This window comes from Pseudomonas sp. GW458-11-26-14-LB4 (genome assembly GCF_059423925.1).
On record NZ_JBWKYU010000014.1, the window covers coordinates 80,617 to 105,714 of the forward strand.

Below are 25,098 nucleotides of genomic sequence, written 5' to 3' on the forward strand. Positions count from 1 at the left end.
TCGGGGGGCGCAAGGCGTGGCCGCATGCCAGCACCTGGCCCTCTTTCTCCTTGCCTGCAATGGTGGCGCCGAGCCACGAATGATATGGTTCAGCCTCAAAACCAGGGACGACACCTCGTGCACAAACAATGTCTGGCAGCAGCAGTAACCTTCGCCATCAGTTTTTCCGCCCTTGCCTCTCCTGTGCCGCAGGAAGAGCTCGAAGAATGCCAACGAATAGAAAACTCGGCCAAACAGGTCATGAAAACCAGGCAGCAAGGCGTGCCCATGGCTTCGGTGATGGAACTGGCCGAAGCGGCAGGTAAGCAGAACGAGTATGTGGGTGAGGTGTTCAAGTCGTTGATTCGCGAGGCGTACGAGATTCCTCAATACTCAAGCGAGAGTTTGCAACAGAAAGCGATCAGCGATTTCCATTCCAATTTCTACAAGGCTTGCATCGTGACGGCGGAAAAGAGAGCAAACGCCAACGGTTGAGCTTAACGAACAAAAAAGGGAGCAGATTCAGGTAGTGAATCTGCTCCCTTTTTCTGAAGGGCTCCTGTTTCAGTTTTCGGGCCAAAGCGCCCCATCACCTTCACCAGCACTAAAAGCTGCCCCCTCAATGTGATAAACCTGCGGCTCCTCCGAAAAATACCTCTCAAGCCCTAGCATAAAGACCCTGTGATCCTCCCCCGCCTCAAACTCCGTATGAGCCTCAAGCGACTCCCACCGCACGATCAAATTGAACCGCTCCGGCGTTTCAATCCCCTGCGCAAGCATGTGCCCGCCATACCCATTCGCGCGGCGGAGCAAAGGCGCAACCTCGGCAAATGCACCTCTGAACTCATCAACACGTTCTTTATAAACGGGCAACAAAGCGATCTCATAAATCATGACGCATCCCCCGCAGAACCCGCCCGAAGCGACGGCTCAACCGCAATCGCGATTTTCCCTTGAAGACCGTTGTTGGGACTTTCCAACCGAGCATGGGCCAGCGCAATCTCCGCAAGCGAATACACCGCGCCAACATGTGGTCGCAGTTGACCGCGCTCCACCAGGGCACTCAATTCATCGAGCTTGCCGCGGTTCTGGCGGGTGAACACGAAGTGATAGCTCGCGTTCTTGCCCCAGGCTTGGACGAGGTTTTGTGGCCGGGCGATGTCGACGATCGAGACCACGCGGCCAAGTTGTGCGAGGGCGTCGGGGCTGCGCGACAGGGTGTCGCCGCCGATGGTGTCGAATACCACGTCCACTCCGAGGCCATTGGTTTCTCGCAGGATGGCTTCGACGTAGTCTTCTTTTTCGTAGTCGATGATCACATCGGCGCCCATGCGGCGGACGAACTCGGCGTTTGCTGCACGCGCGGTCGTGAACACCTTGGCGCCCATCGCTTTGGCGAGCTGGATGGCGACGTGTCCGACGCCGCCTGCGCCGCCGTGTATCAAGATGCTCTCCCCCACTCTCAGCACCGCCCTCACGATCAAGGCTTCCCATGCCGTCCCGCCCACCAGGCTCAGGCTGGCCGCTTCGAGATGGCTCAGCGATGAAGGCTTTTTGCCGATGATGCTGGCGGATGCCACGTGGTATTCGGCATAGCTGCCGGGGCCGTCGAAGATTTGCGGCGTGTACCAGACTTCATCGCCCGGCGCGAAAGCCGTCACGCCGGGGCCAACCGCCTCGACTACTCCGGAGACGTCATGTCCGGTGATGGCCGGCAGTTGCACCAGATCCTGATAGTCGCCGCGTCGGACTTGATAATCCAATGGATTGATCGAGGTGGCGTGTACCCGGACCAGCACTTGCCCCGCTTCCGGCACGGGTTTGGGTACGTCGCAAAGTGTGAACGATTCCGGGTTGCCAAATGATTCAAGCAGCATCGCTTTCATGTTGAATCCTCGTATCGATAATAAGGGATATCGAGATATCTCGATATCATGCGGTAAATTTTTTTACAGCTCTTTCCCTATGACCTCGGCCAAGGCGCTGATGTTGGCTTCATTGCGCTTGTAGTAGGTCCACTGACCGATGCGCCTGACTTCAACCAGGCCCACACGCTGCAGCGTTGCAAGATAACCGGACACCGTTGACTGCGAGAGTCCGATGCCCTCTTGAATACTGCTCACACACACGCCCACCGTGTGAACGTCGCCCTCGTCCTGCGGAGGGAAGTTCTTTACGGGGTCTTTCAAGCCTTTCAGGATTTCAAGCCGTACCGGGTTTGAGAGTGCTTTGAATACTTCGATCAGGTCCATGCGGCGAGAATATCGAGATTGTTCGATATGTCAATACGCTGATTGACCAACGGAAAGCATCTCGCCTGCCGAGAGCCCGGCAACGCTCGTCAAACCGCCAGAACGCAGCAAGGTACCTGGTAAAGAATGTGCTCGGTGGTACTGCCCAACCATTTGCTCAAGCCCCGGTTGCGAACTCTTCCCATCACGATGACATCGACATGCTGCTCGTCGGCGAACTCGCTCAGCACAGTGACTGGCCGGCCTTCAACGAAGTGGCGCTGACTGGAGGCCACACCGAACTGCCCGGCCAGTCGAAGAAACGATTTTTGCAGGTCCTCGCGCAGTGACCGAGTCAGCTCGGCCAAGGGCGATCCTCCCATGTCCGCCAGGTACGCGGCGGAAATATCGCAGGCATAGAGCAAGTGCAACTCGGCGTCGCACTGAATGGCCAGGGCACTGGCCTGCCGGATGATCTGCTCGTTCAACGAGTTGTCGGCGGACTCGATATCCGATACCTCGACCGCCGCCAGCACTTTACGAGGCAATACATAGCCGCTTCCGCCCACCAGATACACAGGTACCGGACAATCGCGCAGCAGTTGCCAGTCCAGCGGCGTGTAAAACGCGCGCCTGAGGGCCGACACCTGCTCGATTTCCTTGATCAGCAGATCGGGCCCATACGCTTTGACGTGCTCAAGGATGCGCTGCTCCACATCAGCGGCCCAGTCCACTTCGGTGGTCACCTCGATCCGCCTGCCGCGCAGATTGACCGCCCGGGCTTCCAGCGTCTGCCGGTGTTCCTCAAGAAATGCTTCGCGTGCCTGTGACCGGTTGCCTGTTTCCAGCAGCGACAAACCGTCGAGCGAGGGAATCAGCGCCAATATGTGCAAGCGCGCGCCACTGGCCTTGGCCAGCGCCGCGGCATGGTTGATCGCAGCGGACTCGCGCAGGAGCGGATTGATGATCAGCAACAACCGTTGATACTGGCTCATAGAGACCTCTCGTCAGATCCAGGACCTTGCACTTCGGTTCGAACGACCGGCCCTACCGCCAGGATGCTGCCGGGTACCGAATACAGCGCCCGCTCGGTATTGCTACCCATCAACCGGTCAATACCTGCGCGGTGCACCGTGCCCATCACGACCACATCCGCCAGGTATTGCTCGACAAACTCGCTGATGACTGGCACCGGCAACCCCATCACAAAATGGCGTCGCTCGGGCGGGATCCCGTAGCGATCGGCGAGGTTGATGAAAGCCTGGTGCAGGGACTGCCGCAGCTCCTCGACAAAATCCACTCCCCATCCGGCACCGACCAGCGGCGCGTCGCCATTGAAGGCCGGTGACAGGTCATAGGCGTAGAGCAGGTGCATGGGCGCGTCACATTGCGTGGCCAGCGCGTTGGCAGTCTGAATGATGGTGTCATTCAGACCGCTGATCTGGGTCTCGGGATCGAACGGATCCACGGCCGCCACGATCCGATGCGGCAGGCTGTAACGGACCTCGTTGACCAGATGCACGGGCACCGGACATTCGCGCAGCAAATGGCAATCCAGCGGCGTTATGAAAACCCGCTTCAGGAGGGGTTCGAGCATCACATCCTTGATCAGCAAATCAGGTTTGAGGTCTGCGACAGCCCGCAGGATATCCAGCAGCGCGTGGGTGGTGAACACCACGTTCACCGTCACCTTCAGTCCCTGTTCCGAGAGTAGCTCAAGCTGATCGGCTACCCAGCGACGGTGGTGGCGCAGATAGCGCTGATAGCCGACCTCATCGATTTTGTCCTCCCACAGGCGAACCACGGGTGCCGGTTCAGCGAAGACCCGAACGTCCAGCGCCGCCCCGCTCGCCTTGGCCAGCGCCACCGCGCGCAGCATGGCGGGCGTCTGATGCAGGGTCTGGTCGGCGACCAGCAGCAAACGTTGATATTGCCCCATCACACACCTCCGCAAGACAACCGCAGGCTTTGAGACTGAGCCTGCGCGACTGGCGCGCAGTTGATTTACATCAACTTCGGACCATTCAACATCGCCGGTCTCTGACCCAGATCAGATTCCTGCCCATTGAGCGGCGTAGAAAGAAAGCGACTGCAGGGCGCTGTGTCCCGCACCCGTCTTTAAAACCGCAAGGAGGGTCTCCTCATGCTCACCGTCAAAGACCACAACGAACGAGCCGCCAATGCCTATGCCTCGATCGCCGGGCAACACTGGATCGAAGCACTCAGGGACGGTCGCCATGTGCTGATCCGGCCCCTTTCGGAAAAGGATCGGGAACGCGAATATGCGTTCATCAAACGCTTGTCTCCGGAGTCGCGACACATGCGCTTTCTGGCGCAGATCAACGAACCGTCGGGCACGATGCTGGATCAATTGATGGACACCGATAATCGCCTGCGCCTGGCCTACGTCGCGCTGGTGCACGACAACGGCCAATTGATCGAGATCGGCGTAAGCCGCTATGCCGCCACGGGTGAACACGAGTGCGAATGCGCCGTTACCGTCGCCGATGAATGGACGCACCTGGGACTGGGGACCCTGTTGATGGAGCACCTGATCTCGGCGGCACGCAAGAATGGAATGCATCGGATGTATTCGGTCGATGCTGCCAGTAATGCCCCGATGCGTGACCTGGCCCGGACGCTGGGGTTTGAACGGCACAATGACCCTGACGATCCCCGCCAGGTCATTCACAGCCTGTACTTGTAGCCTCTGCCGCCGGCGAACGTCCGTACGGGCGATCGCCGGTGCTCCGACGCTAGAGTCCCCTGCCCGGCTTGATCGCCAACACACTGCACGGTGCCCGGTGCAAGAGTTGTTCGGCGGTGGTGCCCAGCAGTTTGGTCAGACCCAGGTGCTGCACCGTACCCGCCACGATCATGTCGACGTTTTGCTCTTCGACGAATCGGCAAATGGCCGGCACCGGCGCACCTTCGATGAAATGACGACACTCCTTCGACACGCCATGACGCTCGGCCATCGCGGCAAACGCCTCATGCTGCGCCGTGCCCAGTGCCTCGTAGATACCGGTGGCCAGTGGCAACGCGCCGACCCCGAAGTCTTGCGCATAGGCGGCGGTCCAATCGTAAACGTGCAACAACTGCAGCCGGGCATTGCACACCTCGGCCAGCTTCGATGCGGCATCGATAATCTGGTCGTTGAACACCAGATCCTGATCTTCGCTGCGCAGCACGTCGATGATCGCCAGAACATGACGGGGGCGAGGGTTCAAGGCGTTGGTCACGAGGTGTACCGGGATCGGGCAATCGCGCAGCAGTTGCCAGTCCAGCGGAGTAAAGAACACCCGTTTCAAGGCCGACTCTTCATGAGCATCCTTGATGATCACCACCAACGGTATCTCATTGATGAATTGCAGAATCTCCGCGTAAGGGTCCTGGACCCAGACTACTTCGCTCGTGACAACGATCCCGTGTCCACGCATCCGGGTCGCCTGTTCTTCAAGCCAGTGGCGATGCTTCTCCAGGTAGGCTTCACGGGCCACGGCCACCTGTTCCGGGGCAAACAGCCCGGCCACTGCCAGCGCCTGTAAATAATCGAATGCCACGATATGCAGCGGTCTTTGCAGCGCCTGCGCCAATGCCAAGGCACGATCGAATGCCGGCGTGTGGTTCATGGCGGGCGGAGCGATCAGCAGCAGGCGGGGTTCCTGTGACATGGTGCACCTCGGCATTGAGCGATGGCAGGGAATGAGTCTCAGGCTGCCCCTTTTACCGACCACCACTTTGATTTTTGTCAGTGTCCAGTCAAATCGTCTCTCGATCCACCAGCAGACCGGCCCACATCGCGGCGGTCAGCAGAATCTGACCGGGTATGACATACGCGGCGAAGCGTCGTCCGCCACTGATCCAGGCCACCAGGCACTTGCTCAACGCGTTACTGCTGACCGCCAGCAACACGGGTGGCGCAATGGCGCTGTAAGCCAACAGGCCACCCTTGGCGAGGGTGGCGATTGAAGCCGTGGAAGAATGGGCATCGGCGAATCCGCTTAGCACGGCAGTCAGCATCACGCCCGCCTCGCCAAAGTGATCGAGCATCAACGAAGACAAAAACGTCACGCCGGCCATGGTCAACGTGACCGCCAGCGCGAGCTTGAGATTGAACGCCCCGCCGACCTTGATCGGTTGGTTCGCAGCGACCGCAGGCCTGGGGAACAGCAGGCCCAGGCTGAACAGCAGCGTTACGCCAAATCCGGCCAGCAACGGCCCCCACAGGTGCGGCAACAGCGCGGTGTCGACCGCGCCGACGATCAGCGCGACCTGCGCCGCCGTGGCCAGGTTCGACAGCAGGGCCGCCGCACTCAGTACCTTGAGGTGCTCCGGGTCTTTGCGGGCGATATGCCCCATCGCCGCAATCGTCATGGTGCTGGAGGCGAAACCGGACGCGATGGCACTGACCGCGTAGCCGTAGCGCACACCCAGCGTGCGCACGGCGATATGCCCGATGGCGCCGACGGCCATCAGCAACACGGTCAATGTACAAAGGGTGCGCAGGTTGAGTGCCGAGTAGGGACCGATGAACCGGTCAGGCGTCAGCGGCAACACCACCAATGCTGCGATCAGCAGCACCAACCCATCGCGCATCTCCGCTTCGCTCAACTGGCTGCGGGCGAAGTGATGGAGTTTCTGCCGGTAAGCCAGCAGCCCCGCCATGACCACGCCAATGGCGATTGCCAGTTCCGGCGCTGTGCCGCATAGCGCGCCCAGTACCAGCACCGTGAGCAAGGCCACTTCGCTGGTCAGCCCCGGATCAGTGCTCAGGCTGCGCCAGTAAGCCACGCTGATCAGCAGCGCCAGACAGCCGCCCACAATACCCAACAGCAGTGCGCCGCCCACTTGCATCGCGACGTAACCCAGCAGCGCCGTGATCGCGAACGTGCGCAACCCGGCACAGGCACGGCTGTCGCCGCGCCCTTTATGCCGCTCGCGCTCCAGACCGACCAGCATGCCGATACCCAGCGCTGCGGCGGCCCCCGCCAGACCCAGTGCGTCGTTCATAGCGCGACGGGGTCACCGGCGCGCGTGACCCTGGGTCGTGCAACCGGCGCTGTATCGACAATCGTTGGCCACACATGAGGCGCATCGATCCGTGCCTTGAGCTGATCGACAAAAGATTGCGCAGCGACCTTGCTGTCAAACCTGACCACGAATGCATCCATTCGCACGATCCATTGATCGTCGCTCGGTCCACTGATTTCAATGTTCATCATCACCTCCAATCGCCGAAAGCAATCCGTCATGCAGTCACCGTTACGTCCTTCGAAGCAGTGTCGTGAGCTCGCCATGAATAGGCTGTCGCCGATGCTATTGCGCCTCAGCGTCAGGCTGAACATTGCAGTCATGTACCGGGGTGGGCGCTGAACCAGACTGCGCCGGGCTACGTGTCCGACACTTGATAATGATCAACAATCCACGCCGCAAACGGTCAGGGTAATCCCTGTGTCAGCGCTCACATCGTGGCGGCGCCCAGGCAAAAACACGGTGTTTGTTCTTTCTGATCTAGATCAAACGGCGTCTGAGTGTTCCCGCAGAAATTAGAGTCAACATTCACGCCAACGCATTCGGTGAGTGCATACCACCTCGTTTCCCGGAGGCTCCCATGGCTACGCACTTGCAAGGCACGCATTCAACTGTTCCTCCCACCGGTCAACCGATGACGGGCCGTTTGCAAAAAGTCGAGAGCAAACGGCTGTCCCTGAGCCTGCTGATTGCGCTGGTGGTCGGCTCGATGATCGGCAGCGGCATTTTCAGCCTGCCGCAGAACATGGCGGCCAGTGCGGGCGCCGGGGCGATTCTGATTGGCTGGTTGATCACCGGTGTCGGCATGCTCTCGCTGGCATTGGTTTACCAGACACTGTCCAACCGTCAACCGGCGCTGGATAACGGCGTATTTGCCTACGCCCGGGCATTGGGCGGCGAATACCTCGGGTTCAATTCGGCCTGGGGCTACTGGATCAGCGCATGGATCGGCAACGTCAGCTACCTGGTGATTCTGTTTGCCGCGTTAAGTTACTTCTTTCCACTGTTCGGCGAAGGCAACAACACGGCGGCGATTGTCGGGGCGTCTGTGGTGTTGTGGTCGCTGCACTGGATGATCCTCAGCGGGATGCGCACGGCAGCACGCGCCAACGCGCTGACTACCGTGGCCAAAATCGTGCCGTTGTTGTTGTTTATCGGCCTGGTGATCGCGGCATTTCAACGTCAAACCTTCAGCGTCGACTTCTGGGGTTCGCCGGCGCTGGGCAGCACCCTTGACCAGGTCAAAAGCACAATGCTGGTGACGGTCTGGGTATTCATCGGCATCGAAGGCGCCAACGTGTTTTCCGCCCGGGCGGCAGAAAGGACCAATGTCGGACGCGCCACGGTTATTGGTTTTGTCATCACCCTGTTGCTGCTGATTGCTGTGTCTCTGTTGTCGCTGGGCATTCTCAGGCAACCGGATCTGGCAGCCCTGAAAAATCCATCCATGGCCGGTGTGCTTGAAGCTGCGACAGGACCTTGGGGAGCCGTTCTGATCAGCATCGGCTTGATCATCTCGGTGGGCGGAGCACTGCTCGCCTGGACACTGCTGGCGGCGGAATCGGTATTCACGCCAGCCAGGGAAAACGTCATGCCGGGCGCACTGGCCGAGGAAAACAGCCGTGGCGTGCCGAGTCACGCCCTGTGGATCACCAATGGCTGCATTCAACTGTTTCTGTTGCTGACTTTGTATTCAAGCGCCAGCTACCTGGCACTGATTTCCCTGGCCACATCGATGATTCTGCTGCCGTACCTGTTCAGCGGTCTTTATGCGCTGAAGCTGGCCTGGCAAGGGCAGACCTACGAGGGACATCTGGGCCTGCAAATACGCGACGTGGCCATTGCCCTGATCGCCACCCTGTACTGCGTGTGGCTGCTGTACGCCGCCGGGCCGAAATACATGCTGCTCAGCGCTTTGCTCTATGCCCCAGGCTCATTGATTTACCTGGCCAGCATGAAATCGCGCCAGGGACAACCGCTCAACGGCCCCGAAACGGGACTGCTGATCATCATCTGGACGGCGGCGGCCTTCGCCGGCTGGATGCTGTGGACCGGGGCACTGACGCTTTGAGGCCAGTGCCCGCGCCGTATTTTTTTCCAGGGTGGACTCGCGTACAGGACATTTGCAGCCTGCCCTTCATCTGAGAGGAGTCGTCAAAATGAGCAATTCCGTGAAAAAAATGCCGATCCATACCGAGGACAAATCGAGCCAGCTGCCCCTGCCATCAGACCCGTGGCGCCCTCTGGAAAAACTCCGGCAACAGGTTGATCGCCTGTTCGAAGATTTCAATCGCGGTTCGGCGCTGTCGCCGTTCAGCCGTGGACTGTTCGATGTCGAACCCTTCTGGCGGCGCGAACTGAGCAGCCACGGCCTGCCTGCCGTGGACATCACCGAAAAGGACAAGAGTTTCGAGATCACGGCCGAGTTGCCCGGCATGGATCAAAAGAACATCGAGCTCAAGCTGTCCAACGGCAACCTGATCATCAAGGGGGAGAAGAAAGAGGACAAGGAGGAAAAAAGGAAGGGCTATCACCTCAGCGAGCGTCACTACGGCTCCTTCGAGCGAGTATTCAATCTGCCCAAGGGTGTTGATGCCGAGAAGATCGAAGCCAGCTTCAGCAAAGGTGTGCTGAACATTTCCCTGCCGAAAAAGCCCGAAGCCATGAAGGCGGACAAGGTCGTGCCGATCAAGGCCGACTGACCGCCTGACAGCCTCCGCCCGATAACGGCGGGGGCTTTTTCATCAGAGTCGCGAATGCTCTGGGGCATCGGTTTCGCCTAAATCCACGCTGTCACGATACTCCGGCACCGACACCGACCATCCCAGTTCCAGGCTGATGCGGCGGCGCAGCGTGTCGGATGCGTTTGGCTCGCCGTGCACCACGAAGGTGTGTTTCGGCGGCCGCTTGAATCCACGCAACCACTGCATGATTTCGTCGGCGTCGGCATGCGCCGACAGGGTTTGCATGGGTACCACCTCAGCGTTGATGGGTACGTCCCTGCCATGGATGCGTACGCTGGGAGCGCCCGCGACAATCTGCGCCCCACGGGTGCCACCGGCCTGAAAGCCCGGCATCAACAATGTGTTGAGCGGGTTGGGAGCCAGCGCCTTGAGATGATGGACGACCCGCCCTCCCGTCGCCATGCCGCTGGCAGCGATGATCACCGCCGGGGTGCGCAGTTGATCAAGCTCTCTCGAGTCCTGGACCGTCCGGACAAACTGCGCGACATGGCACATCCCGTCGCAGGCCTGCGCAGACAATTTGTGCTCGCTGCGAAATCGCTGATACAGGCCCGTGACGTCAGTAGCCATGGGACTGTTCAGGTAGACAGGAAGATCGGGAATCGCTTTTGTGCGTTTCAATTGATACAGGTGATACATCAGCAATTGGGCACGTCCGACTGCGAACGATGGCACCAGCGTGATGCCTCGGCGCAACGCAGTACGGTTGATGACCTCGGCCAACTGTTGATGCGGCGATTCGGCTGGATGCTTGCGGTCGCCGTACGTTGACTCCACCAGCAGAAAGTCCGCTTGCTCGACGATTTCCGGGGCGAGCATCAAGGGATCATCCGGTCGGCCAAGATCCCCTGAAAACATCAGGGACCGTCCGTCGGCAACCACCGTGACCGTCGCTGCGCCCAGGATATGCCCGGCGCAGTGTAGTTCGATAATCATGCCGGGGATGATTTGAACCTTGTGACGCAACTCCACCGGCCGTAACAGTTTCAATGCTTGTGCCGCATCTTGCTCGGTGTAAAGCGGCTGCGCCGGGTTATGCTTCGAGAAGCCATGCCGATTGGCGAACTCAGCCTCTTCTTCCTGCAATCGGCCACTGTCCAGCAACAGGATCTTTACCAGTTCACAGGTCGCTGGCGTGGCGTAGACCGGGCCGCGATAACCATTGCGTACCAGTACCGGCAGATAGCCGCTGTGATCAAGATGGGCATGGGTCAGTACAATCGCGTCAAGACCGCCGAGAGGGAGCGGGAACGGGTCGCGGTTGTGCAATCGCAGTTGCTTGTAGCCCTGGAACAGGCCGCAATCGATCAGTACATGTTGATCATGATGTTCCAGCAAATATTTGCTGCCCGTCACCGTGCCCGCAGCACCCAGAAATGTGATTCGCATGGCCGTTTCCTTGAACGCTCGGAGGAGCACTATTGAGTGCTCCTTTGGCGCGGGAGCCGTTGATTTTTATCAACTGCAGGCCTGACAGCGCTGACTTTCAATCAGAGGGTTGCGGCGGTTTGACGATCATCAGACTGCAAGGAGCCTGGTTCAACACGCTCTCGACGGTACTGCCGATGAACCGGTGTTTGCCGTCGGGATACAGCGTCCCCAGCACCACCATGTCAAAAGCGTGCTGCCGGGCAAACAGGCCGATGACCCTTTGCGGGATGCCGGTCAGCAAGTGTCTGCATGAACTCTGGATGCCATAGCGTTCAGCCAGTGCTTCGAAAGCTTCTTGCTGGGCGTCTTCGATTGCCTCTTTCAGACTGCCGTCCAGGCTGCCTGTCGGCACACTTGCGGCCCCATCACCCATAACCGCCCAGCAACCGACATTGAGCAGGTGCAGCGTCGCGTCGCAGCCGGCCGCCAGTGTGGAAGCGAGGTCGAGTATCCGGTCGTTCAACCCTTGCGTCAGTTCTTCCAGATGCGACAGATCGACCGCCGCAAGAATTTTCATTGGCCTGGCATGCCCGGCGTGGGTCACCAGGTGCAGGTGTGCCGGACATTCGCGCAGCAAGTGCCAGTCCAGCGGGCGATGAAAGGCGCGGTCGAGTGCCGGGACGTAATGGGTATCCTTGATGACCAGGTCCGGATGAAAGTCATTCACGTACTCAAGCACGTGCGCCAGGTTCGATCTGGCCCAGACCACTTCAGTAGTAACGTTCAAGCCAATGCATCGTTTGAAGCGGGCCTGCTGCTCCAGCCAGTGCCGATGCACTTGCAGATACCCTTCCCGCGCCTGGGCCATTGCTTCCGGTGCAAACAGCCCGGCCGCTGCCAGCACCGGGATATAATCGAACGCGACGATGTGCAACAGCGCTCCGCTCGCACCACCCAGCGCATAGGCGCGTTCAAAGGCCGGGGTCAGGATCATTTCACCCGGGGCTATCAATAGAATGCGTTTGAGTTTGAGCATCACGTGCCTCTCCCCGAAACGTGTATCTGGAAGATTGCAAACTTCATTTCCTGTGCCGGAACCCGGGCGTCGAAGCACGCACAAAGGCTTGATGCATGACGTCCCCCAGCGTGGTCACAACAGGCAATGCTGTCGTTCAAGTATCTGGCGGCGTTCGTGCGCAGTACTGATTTTTATCAATTGAGTCGGCGTTGCGTCACAGCAGTGATGCATGACTCATTTCCAATACGCCTGGATATTCGACAGCAACGGCTCCGTTCGTCGTTTCAGCTGGGCTCACGACACTTTTTGCGTGTCCAAGGCGCCTTGAGAACTATGCTCAACAGGTGACGGGGAGGGTTTCCTGGTGGCAGAAACTCGCGCGTACCACGACCAGCATCTCAAAACCGCATGCTCCAGTTGCAGCGTGCTGGAGCTCTGTCTGCCGCTCGGCTTGACCGGTGGGGAAATCGAGCGTCTGGACACGCTGATCGTGCAGAGATCGAAGGTCAAAAAAGGTGTGGCGCTCTACCGTGCCGGCGACCCCTTGCGCTCGCTTTATGCCGTGCGGCTGGGCTCGTTCAAGACCAGCGTGCTGTCGATCGACGGTCGCGAGCAAGTCACCGGGTTCCAGATTGCCGGTGAAATGCTCGGTCTGGACGCCATCAGTTCGGATCTGCACACCTGCGATGCAGTCGCGCTGGAAGACAGCGAAGTCTGCCCCATCCATTTCGGTCATCTGGAAAAACTGGCCAGGGAGCTGCCATCACTGCAGCACAACCTGAACAAGGTCCTCAGCCGGGAGATCGTTCGCGATCACGACATGCTGATGATGCTGGGCAACATGAGCTCGGATGAACGCTTGGCAGCGTTCCTGTTGAACATGTCGCAACGCTTGAACTCTCGTGGTTATTCGTCGCGCTGCTTTGTGTTGAAGATGCGTCGGGAGGAGATCGGCTCTTACCTGGGCCTGCGCCTCGAAACCATCTGTCGCGGCATCGCCCACCTGCGCGACATGGGGCTGGTGGAAATCACCGGCCGCGACGTCACCATTCAGAACATGGATGGGCTCAAGCAGTTGATCGTCGGCTGCCATCGTCACCTGCGGTGACCCTGCCGACGGGAGTGACGTCATGCGCGCCATGGTTCTGCACCGCCCCGGCCAGCCTTTGATACTTGAAGAGCGGCCCATTCCCACGCCCGGCTCACACCAGTTGTTGATCAAGGTTTTGGCCTGCGGGGTGTGCCGTACCGATCTGCATCTGGTCGACGGTGAGTTGCCTCAGGCACGGTTGCCACGGGTGCCGGGGCATGAGGTGGTCGGCGCCGTCTCGGCCGTCGGTAGCGATGTCGGGCCCGAATGGGTCGGCCGAAGGGTCGGCGTTCCCTGGCTGGGCCGAACCTGCGGTCAGTGTTCGTTTTGCCGCACGGGCCGGGAAAACCTTTGCGACAAGGCCCAGTTCACCGGTTGCCATCTCGACGGTGGTTATGCCGAGTACCTCGTGGCCGACGCCCGTTTCTGCCTGGTCATTCCTGAAACCCTTTCCGATACCCAGGCTGCGCCGCTGCTGTGCGCAGGGCTGATCGGTTTTCGCGCATTGCAAATGGCCAGGGAGGCGCGCCATTTGGGGCTTTACGGTTTCGGGGCTGCGGCGCATCTGGCGATTCAGGTCGCACGCGCACGCAAACAGAAGGTGTATGCCTTTACACGACCGGATGACAGCGAAGGCCAGCGCTACGCCCGATCGCTGGGCGCCGAATGGGCCGGGCCTTCGGATCAGCCACCGCCACACCTGCTCGATGCCAGTCTGATCTTCGCCCCGGTCGGGGCCCTGGTGCCGTTGGCGCTGGCTGTCACGGCCAAAGGGGGGGCGTGGTCTGCGCCGGAATTCACATGAGTGACATTCCGGCCTTCCCCTACCGGCTGCTGTGGGGCGAGCGCAGCGTCCGCTCGGTGGCCAACCTGACCCGCGAAGATGGCACGGCTTTTTTCGCGGAGCTGCAGCACGCCCCGGTGCACTGCGACACCACCCTGTTTGCGCTCGAAGAAGCCAATCATGCACTGGAGCGATTGCGCGCCGGGCAATTCAACGGCGCGATCGTGCTCGTCCCGTGAGCGGCAGGACCTGCACCTTCACGGTGTAATCGCCACTTTCATCACCCCGTCACGCTGGTGCGCAAACAAGTCATAGGCTGCTTCGATGTCATCCAGTTTGAATCGGTGAGTCACCAGCGGTGACAGGTCAACCATGCCGCTCTGCACGACCGCCATCAAACGCCGCATACGCTCTTTCCCGCCGGGGCACAGGGTGGTGACGATGCTGTAATCGCCCAACCCGGCCGCAAAGGCGTCGAGGGGTATGTGCAGGTTGCTCGAGTAAACACCCAGGCTCGACAAGCGGCCGCCCGGACGCAGCACGCGCAACGCCGATTCAAAGGTACCTTGTGTGCCCAGTGCCTCGATCGCGACATCGACACCGCGCCCATCGGTGAGGGCAATGATCTGCTCGACCACATCGCCCTCGCGAAAATTGACGACATGCGTGGTCCCCAATCGACGCGCTACCGTCATGCGTTCGGCCACCGCATCGACACCGATGATCGTGCTGGCGCCTTTGAGCCGGGCACCGGCGACTGCACACAGACCAATGGGGCCGAGGGCGAATACGGCGACGCTGTCGCCGATGCTCACCTCGCCCCGTTCGGCACCGGAAAAACCGGTGGACATGATGTCAGGACACATCAGCACTTGTTCATCACTGAGGCCGTCCGGTATTGGACACAGATTGGCCATGGCATCGGGCACCAAGACGTATTCGGCCTGGCAGCCATCGATGGTGTTGCCGAACTTCCACCCGCCGATGGCCCGGAAACCATGACGAGTGTCCGGCCCGTCCTGAGAACCACAGCCACACAGGCAAGCATAACTTTGCCCACTGGGAGTGATGGCGCCGGCAATCACGCGTTGCCCCTCTACAAACCCGCGCACCTGTGATCCCAGACGCTCGATGAAGCCCACCGGCTCGTGACCGACCGTCAAACCCTGCGCCACCGGGTATTCGCCGCGCAGGATATGCACATCCGTACCGCATATAGTCGTGGTGGTTATTCGAATCAAAGCGTCCTGCGGGCCAACTTCGGGGATCGGCTTGTCGTCGAGCACGATGCGATTGTTCTCGACGAAAATCGCGGCTTTCATGGTGGCCATGAGCATTCTCCTGAGGGATTCGACTCGTAACCCAGCCTGCGCCGCACGGTCTGGCCAGCGTTTGATAATGATCAACAATCGACGACATCCACCTCGATTGACCACCCGTCTGACGGCGTTCTGCCGACCATCGGTTGTTTGACAAAGATCAAACGGCCACCCCGCGCCTGGCGCAGCCTGTAACCATCGGTTCAAGTGTCCTGCCAAAGGAGAGTCGTCATGTCAGAGCAATCGCGTTACATGCTGGTCGCCTCACCCCTGATGGAAAACAACCCTGCCTTCGACCGTGCAGCGGCACTGGCCAAGGCGGCGGGCGCGGCCCTGCACATCGTGGCTTTCGATTATCTGGAAGGTCTGGCGACCGCCAGCATGGTCAACGAGCAAGCACTGGAACAGATGCGAATCGGCTATATCGAGCGTCATCGTCAGTGGCTCGAAGAACGGGCGCATTCGATGCGCAAGCTCGGGGTCACCGTCACCACGGAAGTGGTGTGGGTGGAACGGCCCTTACAGGAAATCCTCATTCACCTCAGAGAACAGCCCATGGCGGCGTTGATCAAGGCGCTGGAGCCGGAATCGCTCCTGTCACGGTTGATGTTCACCCCGCTGGATATTCACCTGCTGCGCGAATGCCCGGTGCCGCTGCATTTCGTCAGCCATGTCGGGCATGCCCTGCCCCGCAAGATCCTGGCCGCCGTGGACCCGTTCCACCGTGACGGGCAGTACGCCGGCTTCAACGACCGGATCCTGCGCGAGGCCGCCAAACTGGCCAGCCTGTGCAATGCCGAACTCGACGTGCTGTATGCCCATGATCTGTCATCAATCAGCGCCAATGAATTCGGCTTCAACAATGCCTCGGCGTTCTTCTCCTCCAGCTCCGCCAAGTCCCTGTTCGATGCCCAGGCCGAGGCGTTCCGCGAACTGGCCGAACGCAACGGCATTCCGGACGAGCGTCAGCACATGGTCATGGGCAACCCGGCCAAGGTGCTGTGCAGCTACGCGAGCGGGTATGACATCGACATGATCGTCATGGGCCGCGTCGGCCATCGCGGCGCAGGCCGGCTGGTCGGCAGCACGGTAGAACACCTGCTGTACAAGATTCCGTGCAGCGTATGGGTGGTGTCGCCGGAACACCTGGCTGACTGAGCGGGCTTGGTCCTCAGGAGCGATTGCGCCCGCCCAGCATCCGGTCCAGGGTGTCGTCGCCGACCCAGTAATGATGGAACAGTCCGGCAGCGGCATGCAGGCCGATCAGCCAGTAACCGGCATTGCCGATCAGCTCGTGCCAGTACTTGATCTGCTTGGCCAGGTCCGGATCGACCGCCACCGGCGCCGGCACATGAAAGCCGAAATACGGAAAAGGTTTGTCGCCGGCCGCGAGCATCAGCCAGGCCAGTACCGGAGTGGCGATCATCAGCACGTACAATGCCAGGTGCATCAGGTGCGATATGCCCGTCTGCCAGGCAGGCGGTTTGGGGGTGATCGGCGGACGCGGCGTCAGGCGGCCAAACAGGCGCACCCACACCAGGACGAAAATGCTCGCGCCGAACATCCCGTGCAGGCCCATTAACAGGCCTCGCGCTTCGCTGCCTCGGGGCATGAAGCCTTTGATTTCAACGCAGGCATACACGCCCACGAAAAGCGCCAGCATCAGCCAGTGCAAGATGATCGAAAGTTTTCCATAACGGGGTGCGGCCATGTCGCGGGTCATAGTTGCCTCGTGATTATTTTAAGCGACGGCCGACTCGTTCGGCTGTCTCGATCCGGTTGCCGGGCGAACCGACGGCGTCACACTGCCGTGACAGTCTTAAGACAATCTGAAGATCCGTCGTTCGTTAACCTTTTTTCACCTTCAGACTTCGTTAAGAAATGGTCCGGATACTCCACTCAAACCTATTGAGGGAGGCGTTCAGCCCATGCCCGATTCTGACTGGAACATCCACCTGCCCCTGCGTTTTGGCCAAGGCGAAACACCGCAGATGCAGCTGTCGAGCGCCCAACCCGGCGACGCTCAACGGGCGGCGTTCGAAGCGTTTATTCAACAACGTTTTCGCAAGGCCCACGGCGCCGATATCCGCCATTTCATGCCTGAACTGTTTGGTGTGCACAACGACTCCGGGGACTTGTGCGCGGTCGCTGGAGTACGTCGTGCGCACCTTGAACCACTTTTTCTTGAACGTTACCTGGATGAACCGATCGAGCCGTTGATCAGCGCGGCGGCAGACCATCCGGTGGAGCGCAGCGCGATTGTCGAAGTCGGCAACCTTGCCGCCAACGACACCGGCAGCGCGCGCCTGAGCATCATTGCGATCACTTATCTGTTGGCCATGGGCGGTCTGGAATGGGTGACCTTCACCGGCAATATCGGGCTGGTCAACAGCTTCCATCGCCTGGGTCTGAAGCCGGTGACGCTGTGCGCCGCTGACCCGGAGCGTCTGGGCGATGACCGTCACCACTGGGGCAGTTACTACGAAAGCAAACCCTGGGTGCACGTGGGCAATATCCGCTCCGGTTTCATCCATCTGCGCAACATCGGTCTGTTCAGTCGGCTGGGATTGCCGACTTCTGTCGAAGGAGCCTGCCATGTCGCTTGAACGTCAACGATTCCAGGAAACCCTGCGCAGCCATGCAGGGCGCAATGACAACGCCCTGGCGTTGTGGGGCGACACGCTGAAAATCAGCTACACGACGCTGTACGCCGAGGTGATGTACCGCCAGCAGCGCTTGCGCGATGAAAAGGTGAAGGTTATCGCCCTGGCGCTGGACAACGGCGTCGAAGCCATACTCTGGGATCTGGCGGCGTTGTTTGAAGGTCTGGCCTGCGTGACGCTGCCGCCCTTTTTCAGCCCCGCGCAGCGTGCCCATTGCCTAGAGCAAAGCCAGGCCGAGCGAGTGATCGCCGAACCGGAGTTGGTGCCAGAATTGCTGGCCGCCGGTTATGAACGACGCGGTGAATTCTGGTGCCGCGCCTTTGAAGGCCCGAACCGCCTGCCCGCCGGTACCGCCAAATTGACGTTTACCTCCGGCACCACCGGTACACCGAAGGGCGTGTGCCTGAGCGCCGACAGTCTGCTGCGGGTCGCTCGGGAGCTGGAAGAGGCCAGCAAACCCACAGCCCCTCAACATCACGTGGCGTTGCTGCCACTGGCGATCCTGCTGGAGAACCTCGGCTGTTACGCCGCACTGTACGCCGGTGCGACGCTGAGCGTGCCGAGCCAGAAAACCCTGGGCATCCAGGGCGCCAGCGGCGTCGACCTGCCGCGCTTGCTGGGCTGTCTGGCCAGCCGGGCACCCGAGAGCCTGATTCTGGTGCCGCAATTGCTGTTATTACTGGTCAGCGCTGCCGAACAGAAAGCCTTCGATCCGCAATCGCTGCGTTTTGCCGCCGTCGGTGGCGCACGGGTTTCCGAGGATCTGCTGCACCGCGCGCAACGGGTCGGCCTGCCGGTCTACGAAGGCTACGGCCTGTCCGAGTGCGCCTCGGTGGTTTGTCTCAACCGGCCCGGGGCTCGGCGTCCGGGTAGTGTTGGTCGCCCCCTGCCTCACGTCGAAGTGCGCTTGGCCGAAGACGGTGAGGTGTTGATCAAAGGCTCGACCCTGCTCGGCTACCTTGGCGAACCAGCGTACAGCGATGAGTGGTGGCCCAGCGGCGATCTGGGGGAGTTCGACCCGGAAGGTTTTCTCTACCTCAAGGGCCGCAAGAAGCATCAGTTCGTCACCAGTTTCGGCCGCAACGTCAACCCGGAATGGGTCGAGTCCGAACTGACCCAGCGCCATCACATCGCCCAGGCCTTTGTGTATGGCGAAGCCTTGCCGCACAACCACGCCCTGCTCTGGCCGCACCGTCCGGACTGCACCGATGCTCAGTTGACGGCCGCCGTCGACGCTGCCAACGAGGCCTTGCCCGATTACGCCCAGGTGCATCACTGGACACGTCTCAAACAACCTTTCACGGCCGCCAACGGCCTGCTCACCGCCAACGGTCGCCCGCGCCGCGAGGCAATCGTCGCGCAGTACCGCGCCGTGCTTATCGAATCCGCCCTTTCCGAGGAATCCGCACCATGAGTTTTTTCGACACCCTGCAAGAAGCCACGCACCAGGAACGCCACGAGCTGTTCAATCTGCCGATCATTCTCGATGCGCTGCAAGGCAAGGTCAGCCTTGAAAGTTATCGCGCGTTTCTCGCCCAGGCCTACTACCACGTGCGTCACACCGTACCTCTGATGATGGCCTGTGGTGCACGCCTGCCGACGCACCTGGAATGGCTGCGCAAAGCCGTGTGCGAATACATCGAGGACGAATACGGCCACGAGCAATGGGTGCTCAACGACATCGAGGCCTGTGGCGGTGACCGTAACGCGGTGCGTGATGGCCAGCCGTCGCTGCCGATCGAGCTGATGGTCAGCTTTCTCTACGACCTGATCGCCCGAGGCAATCCGGTGGGTCTGTTTGGCATGGTCAACGTGCTCGAGGGCACCAGCATCGCCCTGGCCACCCACGCCGCGGGCAGTATCCGCGAGCGTCTGGCCCTGCCGGAAACGGCGTTCAGCTACCTCAGTTCCCACGGCTCGCTGGACATCGAGCACATGCAAACCTATCGCCGGCTGATGAATCAGCTGGAAGATCCGGCCGACCAGGCGGCGGTGATCCATGCCTCGAAAGTCGTCTATCGGCTCTACACCGACATGTTCCGCGGCCTGCCCCGTGACGCGGAGGCTCAACATGCAGCTGCATGAAGCCCGTGTGGTGTTGACCGGTGCCAGCGGCGGCATCGGAATGGCGATCACGCGTGCCTTGTGCGCTGCCGGTGCGCAGGTCCTGGCGGTCGCGCGGCATCAGGAATCGCTGCGCCCGTTGCTTGACCTTTACCCACAGAACCTGTGCTGGGTCGCTGCCGACCTGACATTCCTCAGCGACCGCCGCAAGGTGCTGGCCGCCGCCGAGGCCATCGGCGGCATCAACCTGCTGATCAACGCCGCCGGGGTCAATCATTTCGCAATGCTGGAACAGCTCGACGACAGCGACATCAACGCCATGCTGGCGGTGAACATCAGTGCGCCGATCTGCCTGACCAAACTGTTGCTGCCGCTGCTCAAGCAGGCCGACAGTGCCATGGTGGTCAACGTTGGCTCGACCTACGGGTCGATCGGCTATCCCGGTTATGCCAGTTATTGCGCCACCAAGTTTGCCTTGCGCGGATTTTCCGAGGCCTTGCGCCGAGAGTTGGCGGATACCCGGGTCGGTGTGTTGTACGTGGCGCCCCGCGCCACACGCACCGCCATGAACAGCCCCGCCGCCCAGGCATTGAACGACGCACTCAAATCCAGCGTCGACGATCCGCAAGCCGTCGCTGCCGCCGTGATCCATGCGATTGCCGGTGATCGCCGCGACCTCTATCTGGGCTGGCCGGAGCGCTTCTTCGTACGCCTCAACAGCCTGCTGCCCAATCTGGTGGATCGCGGTCTGCGCAAGCAATTGCCATTGATCCGTCGCCTGAGTGAAAAACCTGAAAACGAGACGCCGAAACCATGAAAAAAATTCTCGCCTGTGTGCTGCTGGGCGCCCTCAGTCAAAGTGTCTGGGCGCTGGACGCTGCCGATCAACAACGCCTCAACAGCATCCAGCAGAGCTGGGCGCACATCCAGTACGAAACACCGGAAAAACAGCGCGCCGCTGCATTTGAACAGTTGGCCGTCCAGGCAACGCACTTCGCCACCGAACGTCCGGCCGTCGCCGAGGCCTGGATCTGGAAAGGCATCGTCACCAGCAGTTGGGCCGGTGCCGAGGGCGGGCTCGGGGCCCTGGGCAAAGCCAAGGACGCCAAGGCCGATCTGGAAAAATCCCTGACCCTCGACCCCAAGGCATTGCAAGGTTCGGCCTACACCAGCCTTGCCGCGCTGTACGACCGGGTACCGGGCTGGCCGATCGGGTTCGGCGACAGCGACAAGGCTGAACAACTGCTCAAACAAGCCCTGCAACTCAACCCCGAGGGAATCGACAGTCTGTACTTCTGGGGCGATCACCTTTACCGTCAAAAACGCTATGCTGAAGCCAAAGCAGCGCTGCTCAAGGCCCTGCAAGCCGCTCCACGCCCAGGCCGGGAAAGTGCCGACGCCGGGCGCCGCAAAGAAATCGCCGCGTTGCTGGTGGACGTGAACAAGAAACTCGACTGACAGGAGTCCGTGTGCGTTTATTACTGATCGAGGATGACGTGGCCCTCGGCGAGGGCATTCATCAGGCGCTGGGGCGCGAGGGTTACACCGTCGACTGGCTCAAGGACGGCAGCAGCGCCCTGCACGCCCTGCTCTGCGAAACCTTTGATCTGGCGGTGCTTGATCTCGGCCTGCCACGCATGGACGGACTTGAAGTATTACGTCGTCTGCGTGGCAGCGGTTCGAACCTGCCGGTGCTGATCCTCACCGCCCGCGATGCCACCGAAGACCGCATCGCGGGGCTGGATGCCGGCGCCGACGACTATCTGATCAAACCCTTCGACCTGGCCGAGCTCAAGGCCCGCCTGCGCGCCCTGCTGCGACGCAGTGCCGGACGCGCGCAGATGCTGATCGAACATGCCGGCATCAGCCTCAACCCCGGCACCCAGCAAGTCAGCTACCTGGGGCAGCCGGTGGTGCTCACGCCCAAGGAATATCAGTTGTTGCACGAACTGCTCTCGCCGCCGGGTCGGGTCATGACCCGCGACCACCTCACACAACTGCTTTACGGCTGGAACGAAGAAGCCGAAAGCAACACTCTCGAAGTGCATATTCATCACCTGCGCAAGAAATTCTCCACCGACCTGATCCGCACCATCCGTGGCGTGGGTTATCTGGTGGAGGAGCGCCGATGACCTCGATCCGGCGCCGCACCCTGACCCTGATCATCGGCCTGATGCTCGCCGGTCTGACCGTGCTCAGCCTGTTCAATCTGCACGACAGCAACCACGAAATCGCCGAAGTCTACGACGCGCAACTGGCGCAGAACGCACGGTTGCTGCAAGGCGTGATGCGCATGCCGTTGCCGGGGCAGGAGCACGCGGATCTTTATCGGGCGTTCAACTCGGCCCTGGCTGAAGCCGTGCCCAAGGGTGACGGCCATCCCTACGAGAGAAAGCTCGCCTTTCAGGTCTGGAATGCCAAGGGCGAGGTCCTGGTGCATACCGCCAGCGCGCCCTCCTTCAGCACGCCGCCGATCCAGCCAGGCTTCAGTGATGTGGTGGATTTGAACAAGCGCCACTGGCGGGCGTTTGTCCTGGAAGACCGACAGAACGGTTTGCGCATCTGGGTGGGTGAACGCGGTGACGTGCGAGCGGATCTGGTTGACCGGATCGTCCGCCATACCCTGTGGCCGAACGTGATCGGCAGCCTGATTCTTGCGGCGATGATCTGGCTGGCCATCGGCTGGGGGCTCAAGCCCCTGGCCAATATGGCGGCGACGCTACGCGCCAGGCACAGCGGCTCCCTAGAACCGCTGCAACTGACGCCGCTTCCCAGCGAACTGGAACCGATGCAGGCCGCGCTCAACCGCATGCTTGCGCAGATCCAGGAAGTGCTCGGTCGGGAACGCCGGTTCATCGCCGACGCCGCCCACGAAATGCGCACGCCGCTGGCGGTTCTGCGGGTACACGCGCAAAACCTGCTGGAATCCGGCACCGAGCAGGAACGTCGCGAGTCACTCGAGTTTCTGATTGCCGGCGTGGATCGAACCAGCCGACTGGTCAATCAGTTGCTGACCATGGCCCGCCTCGAACCCAAGGCCAGTGCGCCTGCCAACCAACGCATCGACCTTGGCGACACCGTGCGCAACAGTCTGGTGCAGCTCACGCCATGGTTGCTGAGCAAGCATCTGGAACTGGCCTTCGACGTCAGCGAACAACCTTTTCCAGCGTTCGCCGATGCTGCCACCATCGACATTGCCCTGAACAACCTCATCACCAACGCCGCCAACTTCTCCCCGGAGCAAGGCGTGATCAGCGTGCAATTGACCCGGGCCGACGGGTTTTACCATTTGAGCGTTGAAGATCAGGGGCCGGGTATCGATGAAGCGGACCGGGCACGACTGTTCGAACGGTTCTACAGCCGGGGCAATCCCGAGGGCGCGGGCCTGGGGCTGACCATCGTCAATACCATCGCAACGCGTCTGGGTGGGCGGATCACACTGGAAAACCGGGTCGAGGGAGGCCTGCGGGCGACGCTGTCGATTCCCGCCGGTTGAACAGGTCTTGAGACCGTTTGAGTCAAGGCGCAACCATCGGCGGCGCCCTGCCTTGCAGGGTGATTGAGTCGGCATCGGGGCGCGACACCGTCTCCGGCACCGCCACCCAAAGCAGCACCAGCGCCGCCATCGCCACCCCCGCCAAGGTGAGGAACGCAGCGCTGTATCCCGCCTCCTGAACCACAATCCCCGCCAGGCTATTGCTCAACGCCGCACCCAAACCGAACACCGTCGAAATCGCCCCAAGGCTGACATTGAAATGCCCGGTGCCCAGCGTCAGATCTTTCACCACCACCGGAAACAGCGCGCCGAAAATCCCCGCGCCGATGCCATCGAGCAACTGCACCGAAACCAGCCACCACGGATCGTTCGACAGCACATACAACACGCCACGCAACGGCAAAATCAGAAACCCCGCCAGCAGCAATGGCTTGCGTCCCCACAGATCCGCTTTCGCTCCCACCAGCAGCGCGACCGGCACCATCACCAGTTGCGCCGCGACGATGCAGGCAGACGTGAGCGGCGTGGCCATCTGCAGATTGGCCTGCGCCAGTTTCTGACTCACCAGCGGCAACATCGCCGCGTTCGCCAGATGAAACAGCGCGCAGCAAATCGCAAACATCAGCAACGGTCGGTTGGTGAGCAACACGGAAAGCCCCGAAGGCTGCTTGCCCTGCCCCGTTTCGCTGGGATTCAGGCCTCGGGCGAGATCGTGGTCAATCGCGTCTGCCGACACAAAGGAAACGGCAATCACACTGGCCAGCGCCATGACCGCCATCAAATAAAACACCGCGACCGGGCCGAACAGGTACGCGGACAAACCGGCCAACAACGCGGCGCAGGCGTTGCCGGCGTGATTGAAAGTTTCGTTGCGCCCGGTTCTTCGCGTGAAGGCACGAGGCCCGGTAATGCCAAGGGTGATCGCGCAAATGGCTGGCGCGAAGATCGAAGCGGCGACGGCACTGATGGCTTGCGTCACCGCCACCAGGCTGAACGACGCCACAAACGGCAGCAGTAGACAGCTTGCGGTGACCACCAGCGCGGCAATCGCAATCAGCGACCGTTTGAAGCGAGTGCTGTCGACCAGTGCGCCTGCCGGGGTCTGCGTGATGAGCGCGGCGATCCCGGCAATCGTCATCACCAGACCAATGCTCGCCGGCTCCCAGTGGTGAACCGCCAGCAGGTAAATCGCCAGATAAGGACCGAGCCCGTCACGCACATCGGCGAGGAAGAAATTCAGGCTGTCGAGGGACAGGTTATTGCGGCGATCGAGGTGAGTGGCCACGGGTAACGTCTTCGTTGTCG

General features: G+C 60.7%; 26 protein-coding genes and 1 pseudogene. 14 read left to right on the plus strand and 13 right to left on the minus strand.

Going from position 1 to position 25,098, the window contains the following annotated elements:
• The first annotated feature begins 117 nt into the window (after positions 1-117).
• Positions 118-474, plus strand: coding sequence for a hypothetical protein (locus AC07XZ_RS19120; RefSeq protein ID WP_102687103.1), 357 nt, complete (start codon positions 118-120; stop codon positions 472-474).
• A gap of 69 nt (positions 475-543) precedes the next feature.
• Here AC07XZ_RS19120 and AC07XZ_RS19125 read toward each other — a convergent pair whose 3' ends face one another.
• The 5 genes from AC07XZ_RS19125 to AC07XZ_RS19145 form a co-directional block, all read right to left on the minus strand.
• Positions 544-873 (minus strand): antibiotic biosynthesis monooxygenase family protein, encoded by a 330-nt coding sequence (locus AC07XZ_RS19125; RefSeq protein ID WP_102687064.1) that lies wholly within the window; start codon positions 871-873, stop codon positions 544-546.
• Complete coding sequence (locus AC07XZ_RS19130; RefSeq protein ID WP_102687063.1) at positions 870-1,865, minus strand: zinc-dependent alcohol dehydrogenase family protein; 996 nt, start codon at positions 1,863-1,865, stop codon at positions 870-872. Before AC07XZ_RS19130 ends, AC07XZ_RS19125 begins: the two co-directional genes overlap by 4 nt.
• Before the next feature lie 63 nt (positions 1,866-1,928).
• The gene (locus AC07XZ_RS19135) at positions 1,929-2,231 is read right to left on the minus strand and encodes an ArsR/SmtB family transcription factor (RefSeq protein ID WP_007950555.1); all 303 of its coding nucleotides are present in this window, start codon (positions 2,229-2,231) and stop codon (positions 1,929-1,931) included.
• 89 nt (positions 2,232-2,320) lie between these two features.
• Positions 2,321-3,205, minus strand: coding sequence for a universal stress protein (locus AC07XZ_RS19140; RefSeq protein WP_102687062.1), 885 nt, complete (start codon positions 3,203-3,205; stop codon positions 2,321-2,323).
• The gene (locus AC07XZ_RS19145; RefSeq protein ID WP_102687061.1) at positions 3,202-4,149 is read right to left on the minus strand and encodes a universal stress protein; all 948 of its coding nucleotides are present in this window, start codon (positions 4,147-4,149) and stop codon (positions 3,202-3,204) included. Before AC07XZ_RS19145 ends, AC07XZ_RS19140 begins: the two co-directional genes overlap by 4 nt.
• A gap of 204 nt (positions 4,150-4,353) precedes the next feature.
• Here AC07XZ_RS19145 and AC07XZ_RS19150 point away from each other — a divergent pair, with 204 nt between their 5' ends.
• Positions 4,354-4,917 (plus strand): GNAT family N-acetyltransferase, encoded by a 564-nt coding sequence (locus AC07XZ_RS19150; RefSeq protein ID WP_085746153.1) that lies wholly within the window; start codon positions 4,354-4,356, stop codon positions 4,915-4,917.
• Positions 4,918-4,966: 49 nt separating this feature from the next.
• Here the strand turns inward: AC07XZ_RS19150 and AC07XZ_RS19155 are convergent, their stop codons facing one another.
• The 3 genes from AC07XZ_RS19155 to AC07XZ_RS19165 form a co-directional block, all read right to left on the minus strand.
• On the minus strand, positions 4,967-5,884 hold the full coding sequence (locus tag AC07XZ_RS19155; RefSeq protein WP_102687060.1) for a universal stress protein: 918 nt from the start codon (positions 5,882-5,884) through the stop codon (positions 4,967-4,969).
• 88 nt (positions 5,885-5,972) lie between these two features.
• Positions 5,973-7,223, minus strand: a complete 1,251-nt coding sequence (locus AC07XZ_RS19160) for an MgtC/SapB family protein (protein WP_102687059.1) — start codon at positions 7,221-7,223, stop codon at positions 5,973-5,975.
• A complete protein-coding gene (locus AC07XZ_RS19165) occupies positions 7,220-7,432 on the minus strand; it encodes a hypothetical protein (protein WP_085746271.1) in 213 nt (70 codons plus the stop codon). Before AC07XZ_RS19165 ends, AC07XZ_RS19160 begins: the two co-directional genes overlap by 4 nt.
• Positions 7,433-7,824: 392 nt before the next feature.
• Between AC07XZ_RS19165 and arcD the strand changes: the two genes are divergently transcribed.
• Positions 7,825-9,315 carry an arginine-ornithine antiporter gene (arcD, locus tag AC07XZ_RS19170; protein ID WP_102687058.1) on the plus strand — a complete coding sequence of 497 codons (1,491 nt, stop codon included), beginning with the start codon at positions 7,825-7,827 and terminating at the stop codon, positions 9,313-9,315.
• Between the two features lie 88 nt (positions 9,316-9,403).
• On the plus strand, positions 9,404-9,946 hold the full coding sequence (locus AC07XZ_RS19175) for an Hsp20/alpha crystallin family protein (RefSeq protein WP_102687057.1): 543 nt from the start codon (positions 9,404-9,406) through the stop codon (positions 9,944-9,946).
• Between the two features lie 42 nt (positions 9,947-9,988).
• Here the strand turns inward: AC07XZ_RS19175 and AC07XZ_RS19180 are convergent, their stop codons facing one another.
• Positions 9,989-11,377, minus strand: coding sequence for an MBL fold metallo-hydrolase RNA specificity domain-containing protein (locus tag AC07XZ_RS19180; RefSeq protein ID WP_102687056.1), 1,389 nt, complete (start codon positions 11,375-11,377; stop codon positions 9,989-9,991).
• Positions 11,378-11,474: 97 nt separating this feature from the next.
• Positions 11,475-12,395 carry a universal stress protein gene (locus AC07XZ_RS19185; RefSeq protein WP_102687055.1) on the minus strand — a complete coding sequence of 307 codons (921 nt, stop codon included), beginning with the start codon at positions 12,393-12,395 and terminating at the stop codon, positions 11,475-11,477.
• A gap of 346 nt (positions 12,396-12,741) precedes the next feature.
• Here AC07XZ_RS19185 and fnr point away from each other — a divergent pair, with 346 nt between their 5' ends.
• On the plus strand, positions 12,742-13,485 hold the full coding sequence (fnr, locus tag AC07XZ_RS19190; RefSeq protein ID WP_102687054.1) for a fumarate/nitrate reduction transcriptional regulator Fnr: 744 nt from the start codon (positions 12,742-12,744) through the stop codon (positions 13,483-13,485).
• Between the two features lie 22 nt (positions 13,486-13,507).
• Positions 13,508-14,490: pseudogene (locus tag AC07XZ_RS19195) on the plus strand (zinc-dependent alcohol dehydrogenase family protein).
• 18 nt (positions 14,491-14,508) lie between these two features.
• On the opposite strand, the gene AC07XZ_RS19200 reads toward AC07XZ_RS19195, so the two are convergent.
• Entirely contained in the window at positions 14,509-15,582 is a 1,074-nt protein-coding gene (locus AC07XZ_RS19200) for an NAD(P)-dependent alcohol dehydrogenase (protein WP_102687053.1), read from the minus strand.
• A 219-nt stretch (positions 15,583-15,801) separates the two neighbouring features.
• Here AC07XZ_RS19200 and AC07XZ_RS19205 point away from each other — a divergent pair, with 219 nt between their 5' ends.
• Complete coding sequence (locus AC07XZ_RS19205) at positions 15,802-16,728, plus strand: universal stress protein (RefSeq protein WP_102687052.1); 927 nt, start codon at positions 15,802-15,804, stop codon at positions 16,726-16,728.
• A 13-nt stretch (positions 16,729-16,741) separates the two neighbouring features.
• On the opposite strand, the gene AC07XZ_RS19210 is transcribed toward AC07XZ_RS19205, so the two are convergent.
• On the minus strand, positions 16,742-17,293 hold the full coding sequence (locus tag AC07XZ_RS19210; protein ID WP_102687051.1) for a cytochrome b: 552 nt from the start codon (positions 17,291-17,293) through the stop codon (positions 16,742-16,744).
• 205 nt (positions 17,294-17,498) lie between these two features.
• On the opposite strand from AC07XZ_RS19210, the gene AC07XZ_RS19215 reads away from it, so the two are divergent.
• From AC07XZ_RS19215 to AC07XZ_RS19245, 7 genes are read left to right on the plus strand one after another with little or no spacing between them, the layout of a single operon-like run.
• Positions 17,499-18,176, plus strand: a complete 678-nt coding sequence (locus tag AC07XZ_RS19215; RefSeq protein ID WP_102687050.1) for a thermostable hemolysin — start codon at positions 17,499-17,501, stop codon at positions 18,174-18,176.
• Positions 18,166-19,647, plus strand: a complete 1,482-nt coding sequence (locus tag AC07XZ_RS19220) for an AMP-binding protein (RefSeq protein ID WP_102687049.1) — start codon at positions 18,166-18,168, stop codon at positions 19,645-19,647. The genes AC07XZ_RS19215 and AC07XZ_RS19220 overlap by 11 nt, the downstream gene beginning before the upstream one ends.
• Positions 19,644-20,318 (plus strand): iron-containing redox enzyme family protein, encoded by a 675-nt coding sequence (locus AC07XZ_RS19225; RefSeq protein ID WP_039767068.1) that lies wholly within the window; start codon positions 19,644-19,646, stop codon positions 20,316-20,318. The genes AC07XZ_RS19220 and AC07XZ_RS19225 overlap by 4 nt, the downstream gene beginning before the upstream one ends.
• Positions 20,305-21,114, plus strand: coding sequence for an SDR family oxidoreductase (locus AC07XZ_RS19230; protein ID WP_085746139.1), 810 nt, complete (start codon positions 20,305-20,307; stop codon positions 21,112-21,114). Before AC07XZ_RS19225 ends, AC07XZ_RS19230 begins: the two co-directional genes overlap by 14 nt.
• Positions 21,111-21,755, plus strand: a complete 645-nt coding sequence (locus AC07XZ_RS19235) for a tetratricopeptide repeat protein (protein ID WP_102687048.1) — start codon at positions 21,111-21,113, stop codon at positions 21,753-21,755. The genes AC07XZ_RS19230 and AC07XZ_RS19235 overlap by 4 nt, the downstream gene beginning before the upstream one ends.
• Before the next feature lie 11 nt (positions 21,756-21,766).
• Positions 21,767-22,429 (plus strand): response regulator, encoded by a 663-nt coding sequence (locus tag AC07XZ_RS19240; protein ID WP_102687047.1) that lies wholly within the window; start codon positions 21,767-21,769, stop codon positions 22,427-22,429.
• Entirely contained in the window at positions 22,426-23,793 is a 1,368-nt protein-coding gene (locus AC07XZ_RS19245) for an ATP-binding protein (protein ID WP_102687046.1), read from the plus strand. Before AC07XZ_RS19240 ends, AC07XZ_RS19245 begins: the two co-directional genes overlap by 4 nt.
• Positions 23,794-23,815: 22 nt before the next feature.
• Here the strand turns inward: AC07XZ_RS19245 and AC07XZ_RS19250 are convergent, their stop codons facing one another.
• On the minus strand, positions 23,816-25,078 hold the full coding sequence (locus AC07XZ_RS19250) for an MFS transporter (RefSeq protein WP_102687045.1): 1,263 nt from the start codon (positions 25,076-25,078) through the stop codon (positions 23,816-23,818).
• Positions 25,079-25,098 lie beyond the last annotated feature (20 nt).

What these genes read in the sequence shown, in the direction of transcription:
- AC07XZ_RS19245 (WP_102687046.1), top strand. Translation starts at nt 22,426, where the DNA reads ATGACCTCGATCCGGCGCCGCACCCTGACCCTGATCATCGGCCTGATG.
- AC07XZ_RS19215 (WP_102687050.1), top strand. Translation starts at nt 17,499, where the DNA reads ATGCCCGATTCTGACTGGAACATCCACCTGCCCCTGCGTTTTGGCCAA.
- AC07XZ_RS19185 (WP_102687055.1), bottom strand. Translation starts at nt 12,395, where the DNA reads ATGCTCAAACTCAAACGCATTCTATTGATAGCCCCGGGTGAAATGATC.
- AC07XZ_RS19175 (WP_102687057.1), top strand. Translation starts at nt 9,404, where the DNA reads ATGAGCAATTCCGTGAAAAAAATGCCGATCCATACCGAGGACAAATCG.
- AC07XZ_RS19150 (WP_085746153.1), top strand. Translation starts at nt 4,354, where the DNA reads ATGCTCACCGTCAAAGACCACAACGAACGAGCCGCCAATGCCTATGCC.
- AC07XZ_RS19180 (WP_102687056.1), bottom strand. Translation starts at nt 11,377, where the DNA reads ATGCGAATCACATTTCTGGGTGCTGCGGGCACGGTGACGGGCAGCAAA.
- AC07XZ_RS19200 (WP_102687053.1), bottom strand. Translation starts at nt 15,582, where the DNA reads ATGGCCACCATGAAAGCCGCGATTTTCGTCGAGAACAATCGCATCGTG.
- AC07XZ_RS19140 (WP_102687062.1), bottom strand. Translation starts at nt 3,205, where the DNA reads ATGAGCCAGTATCAACGGTTGTTGCTGATCATCAATCCGCTCCTGCGC.
- AC07XZ_RS19135 (WP_007950555.1), bottom strand. Translation starts at nt 2,231, where the DNA reads ATGGACCTGATCGAAGTATTCAAAGCACTCTCAAACCCGGTACGGCTT.
- AC07XZ_RS19160 (WP_102687059.1), bottom strand. Translation starts at nt 7,223, where the DNA reads ATGAACGACGCACTGGGTCTGGCGGGGGCCGCCGCAGCGCTGGGTATC.
- arcD (WP_102687058.1), top strand. Translation starts at nt 7,825, where the DNA reads ATGGCTACGCACTTGCAAGGCACGCATTCAACTGTTCCTCCCACCGGT.
- AC07XZ_RS19235 (WP_102687048.1), top strand. Translation starts at nt 21,111, where the DNA reads ATGAAAAAAATTCTCGCCTGTGTGCTGCTGGGCGCCCTCAGTCAAAGT.
- AC07XZ_RS19205 (WP_102687052.1), top strand. Translation starts at nt 15,802, where the DNA reads ATGTCAGAGCAATCGCGTTACATGCTGGTCGCCTCACCCCTGATGGAA.
- AC07XZ_RS19220 (WP_102687049.1), top strand. Translation starts at nt 18,166, where the DNA reads ATGTCGCTTGAACGTCAACGATTCCAGGAAACCCTGCGCAGCCATGCA.
- AC07XZ_RS19230 (WP_085746139.1), top strand. Translation starts at nt 20,305, where the DNA reads ATGCAGCTGCATGAAGCCCGTGTGGTGTTGACCGGTGCCAGCGGCGGC.
- AC07XZ_RS19130 (WP_102687063.1), bottom strand. Translation starts at nt 1,865, where the DNA reads ATGAAAGCGATGCTGCTTGAATCATTTGGCAACCCGGAATCGTTCACA.
- AC07XZ_RS19210 (WP_102687051.1), bottom strand. Translation starts at nt 17,293, where the DNA reads ATGACCCGCGACATGGCCGCACCCCGTTATGGAAAACTTTCGATCATC.
- AC07XZ_RS19165 (WP_085746271.1), bottom strand. Translation starts at nt 7,432, where the DNA reads ATGAACATTGAAATCAGTGGACCGAGCGACGATCAATGGATCGTGCGA.
- AC07XZ_RS19145 (WP_102687061.1), bottom strand. Translation starts at nt 4,149, where the DNA reads ATGGGGCAATATCAACGTTTGCTGCTGGTCGCCGACCAGACCCTGCAT.
- AC07XZ_RS19155 (WP_102687060.1), bottom strand. Translation starts at nt 5,884, where the DNA reads ATGTCACAGGAACCCCGCCTGCTGCTGATCGCTCCGCCCGCCATGAAC.
- AC07XZ_RS19225 (WP_039767068.1), top strand. Translation starts at nt 19,644, where the DNA reads ATGAGTTTTTTCGACACCCTGCAAGAAGCCACGCACCAGGAACGCCAC.
- AC07XZ_RS19125 (WP_102687064.1), bottom strand. Translation starts at nt 873, where the DNA reads ATGATTTATGAGATCGCTTTGTTGCCCGTTTATAAAGAACGTGTTGAT.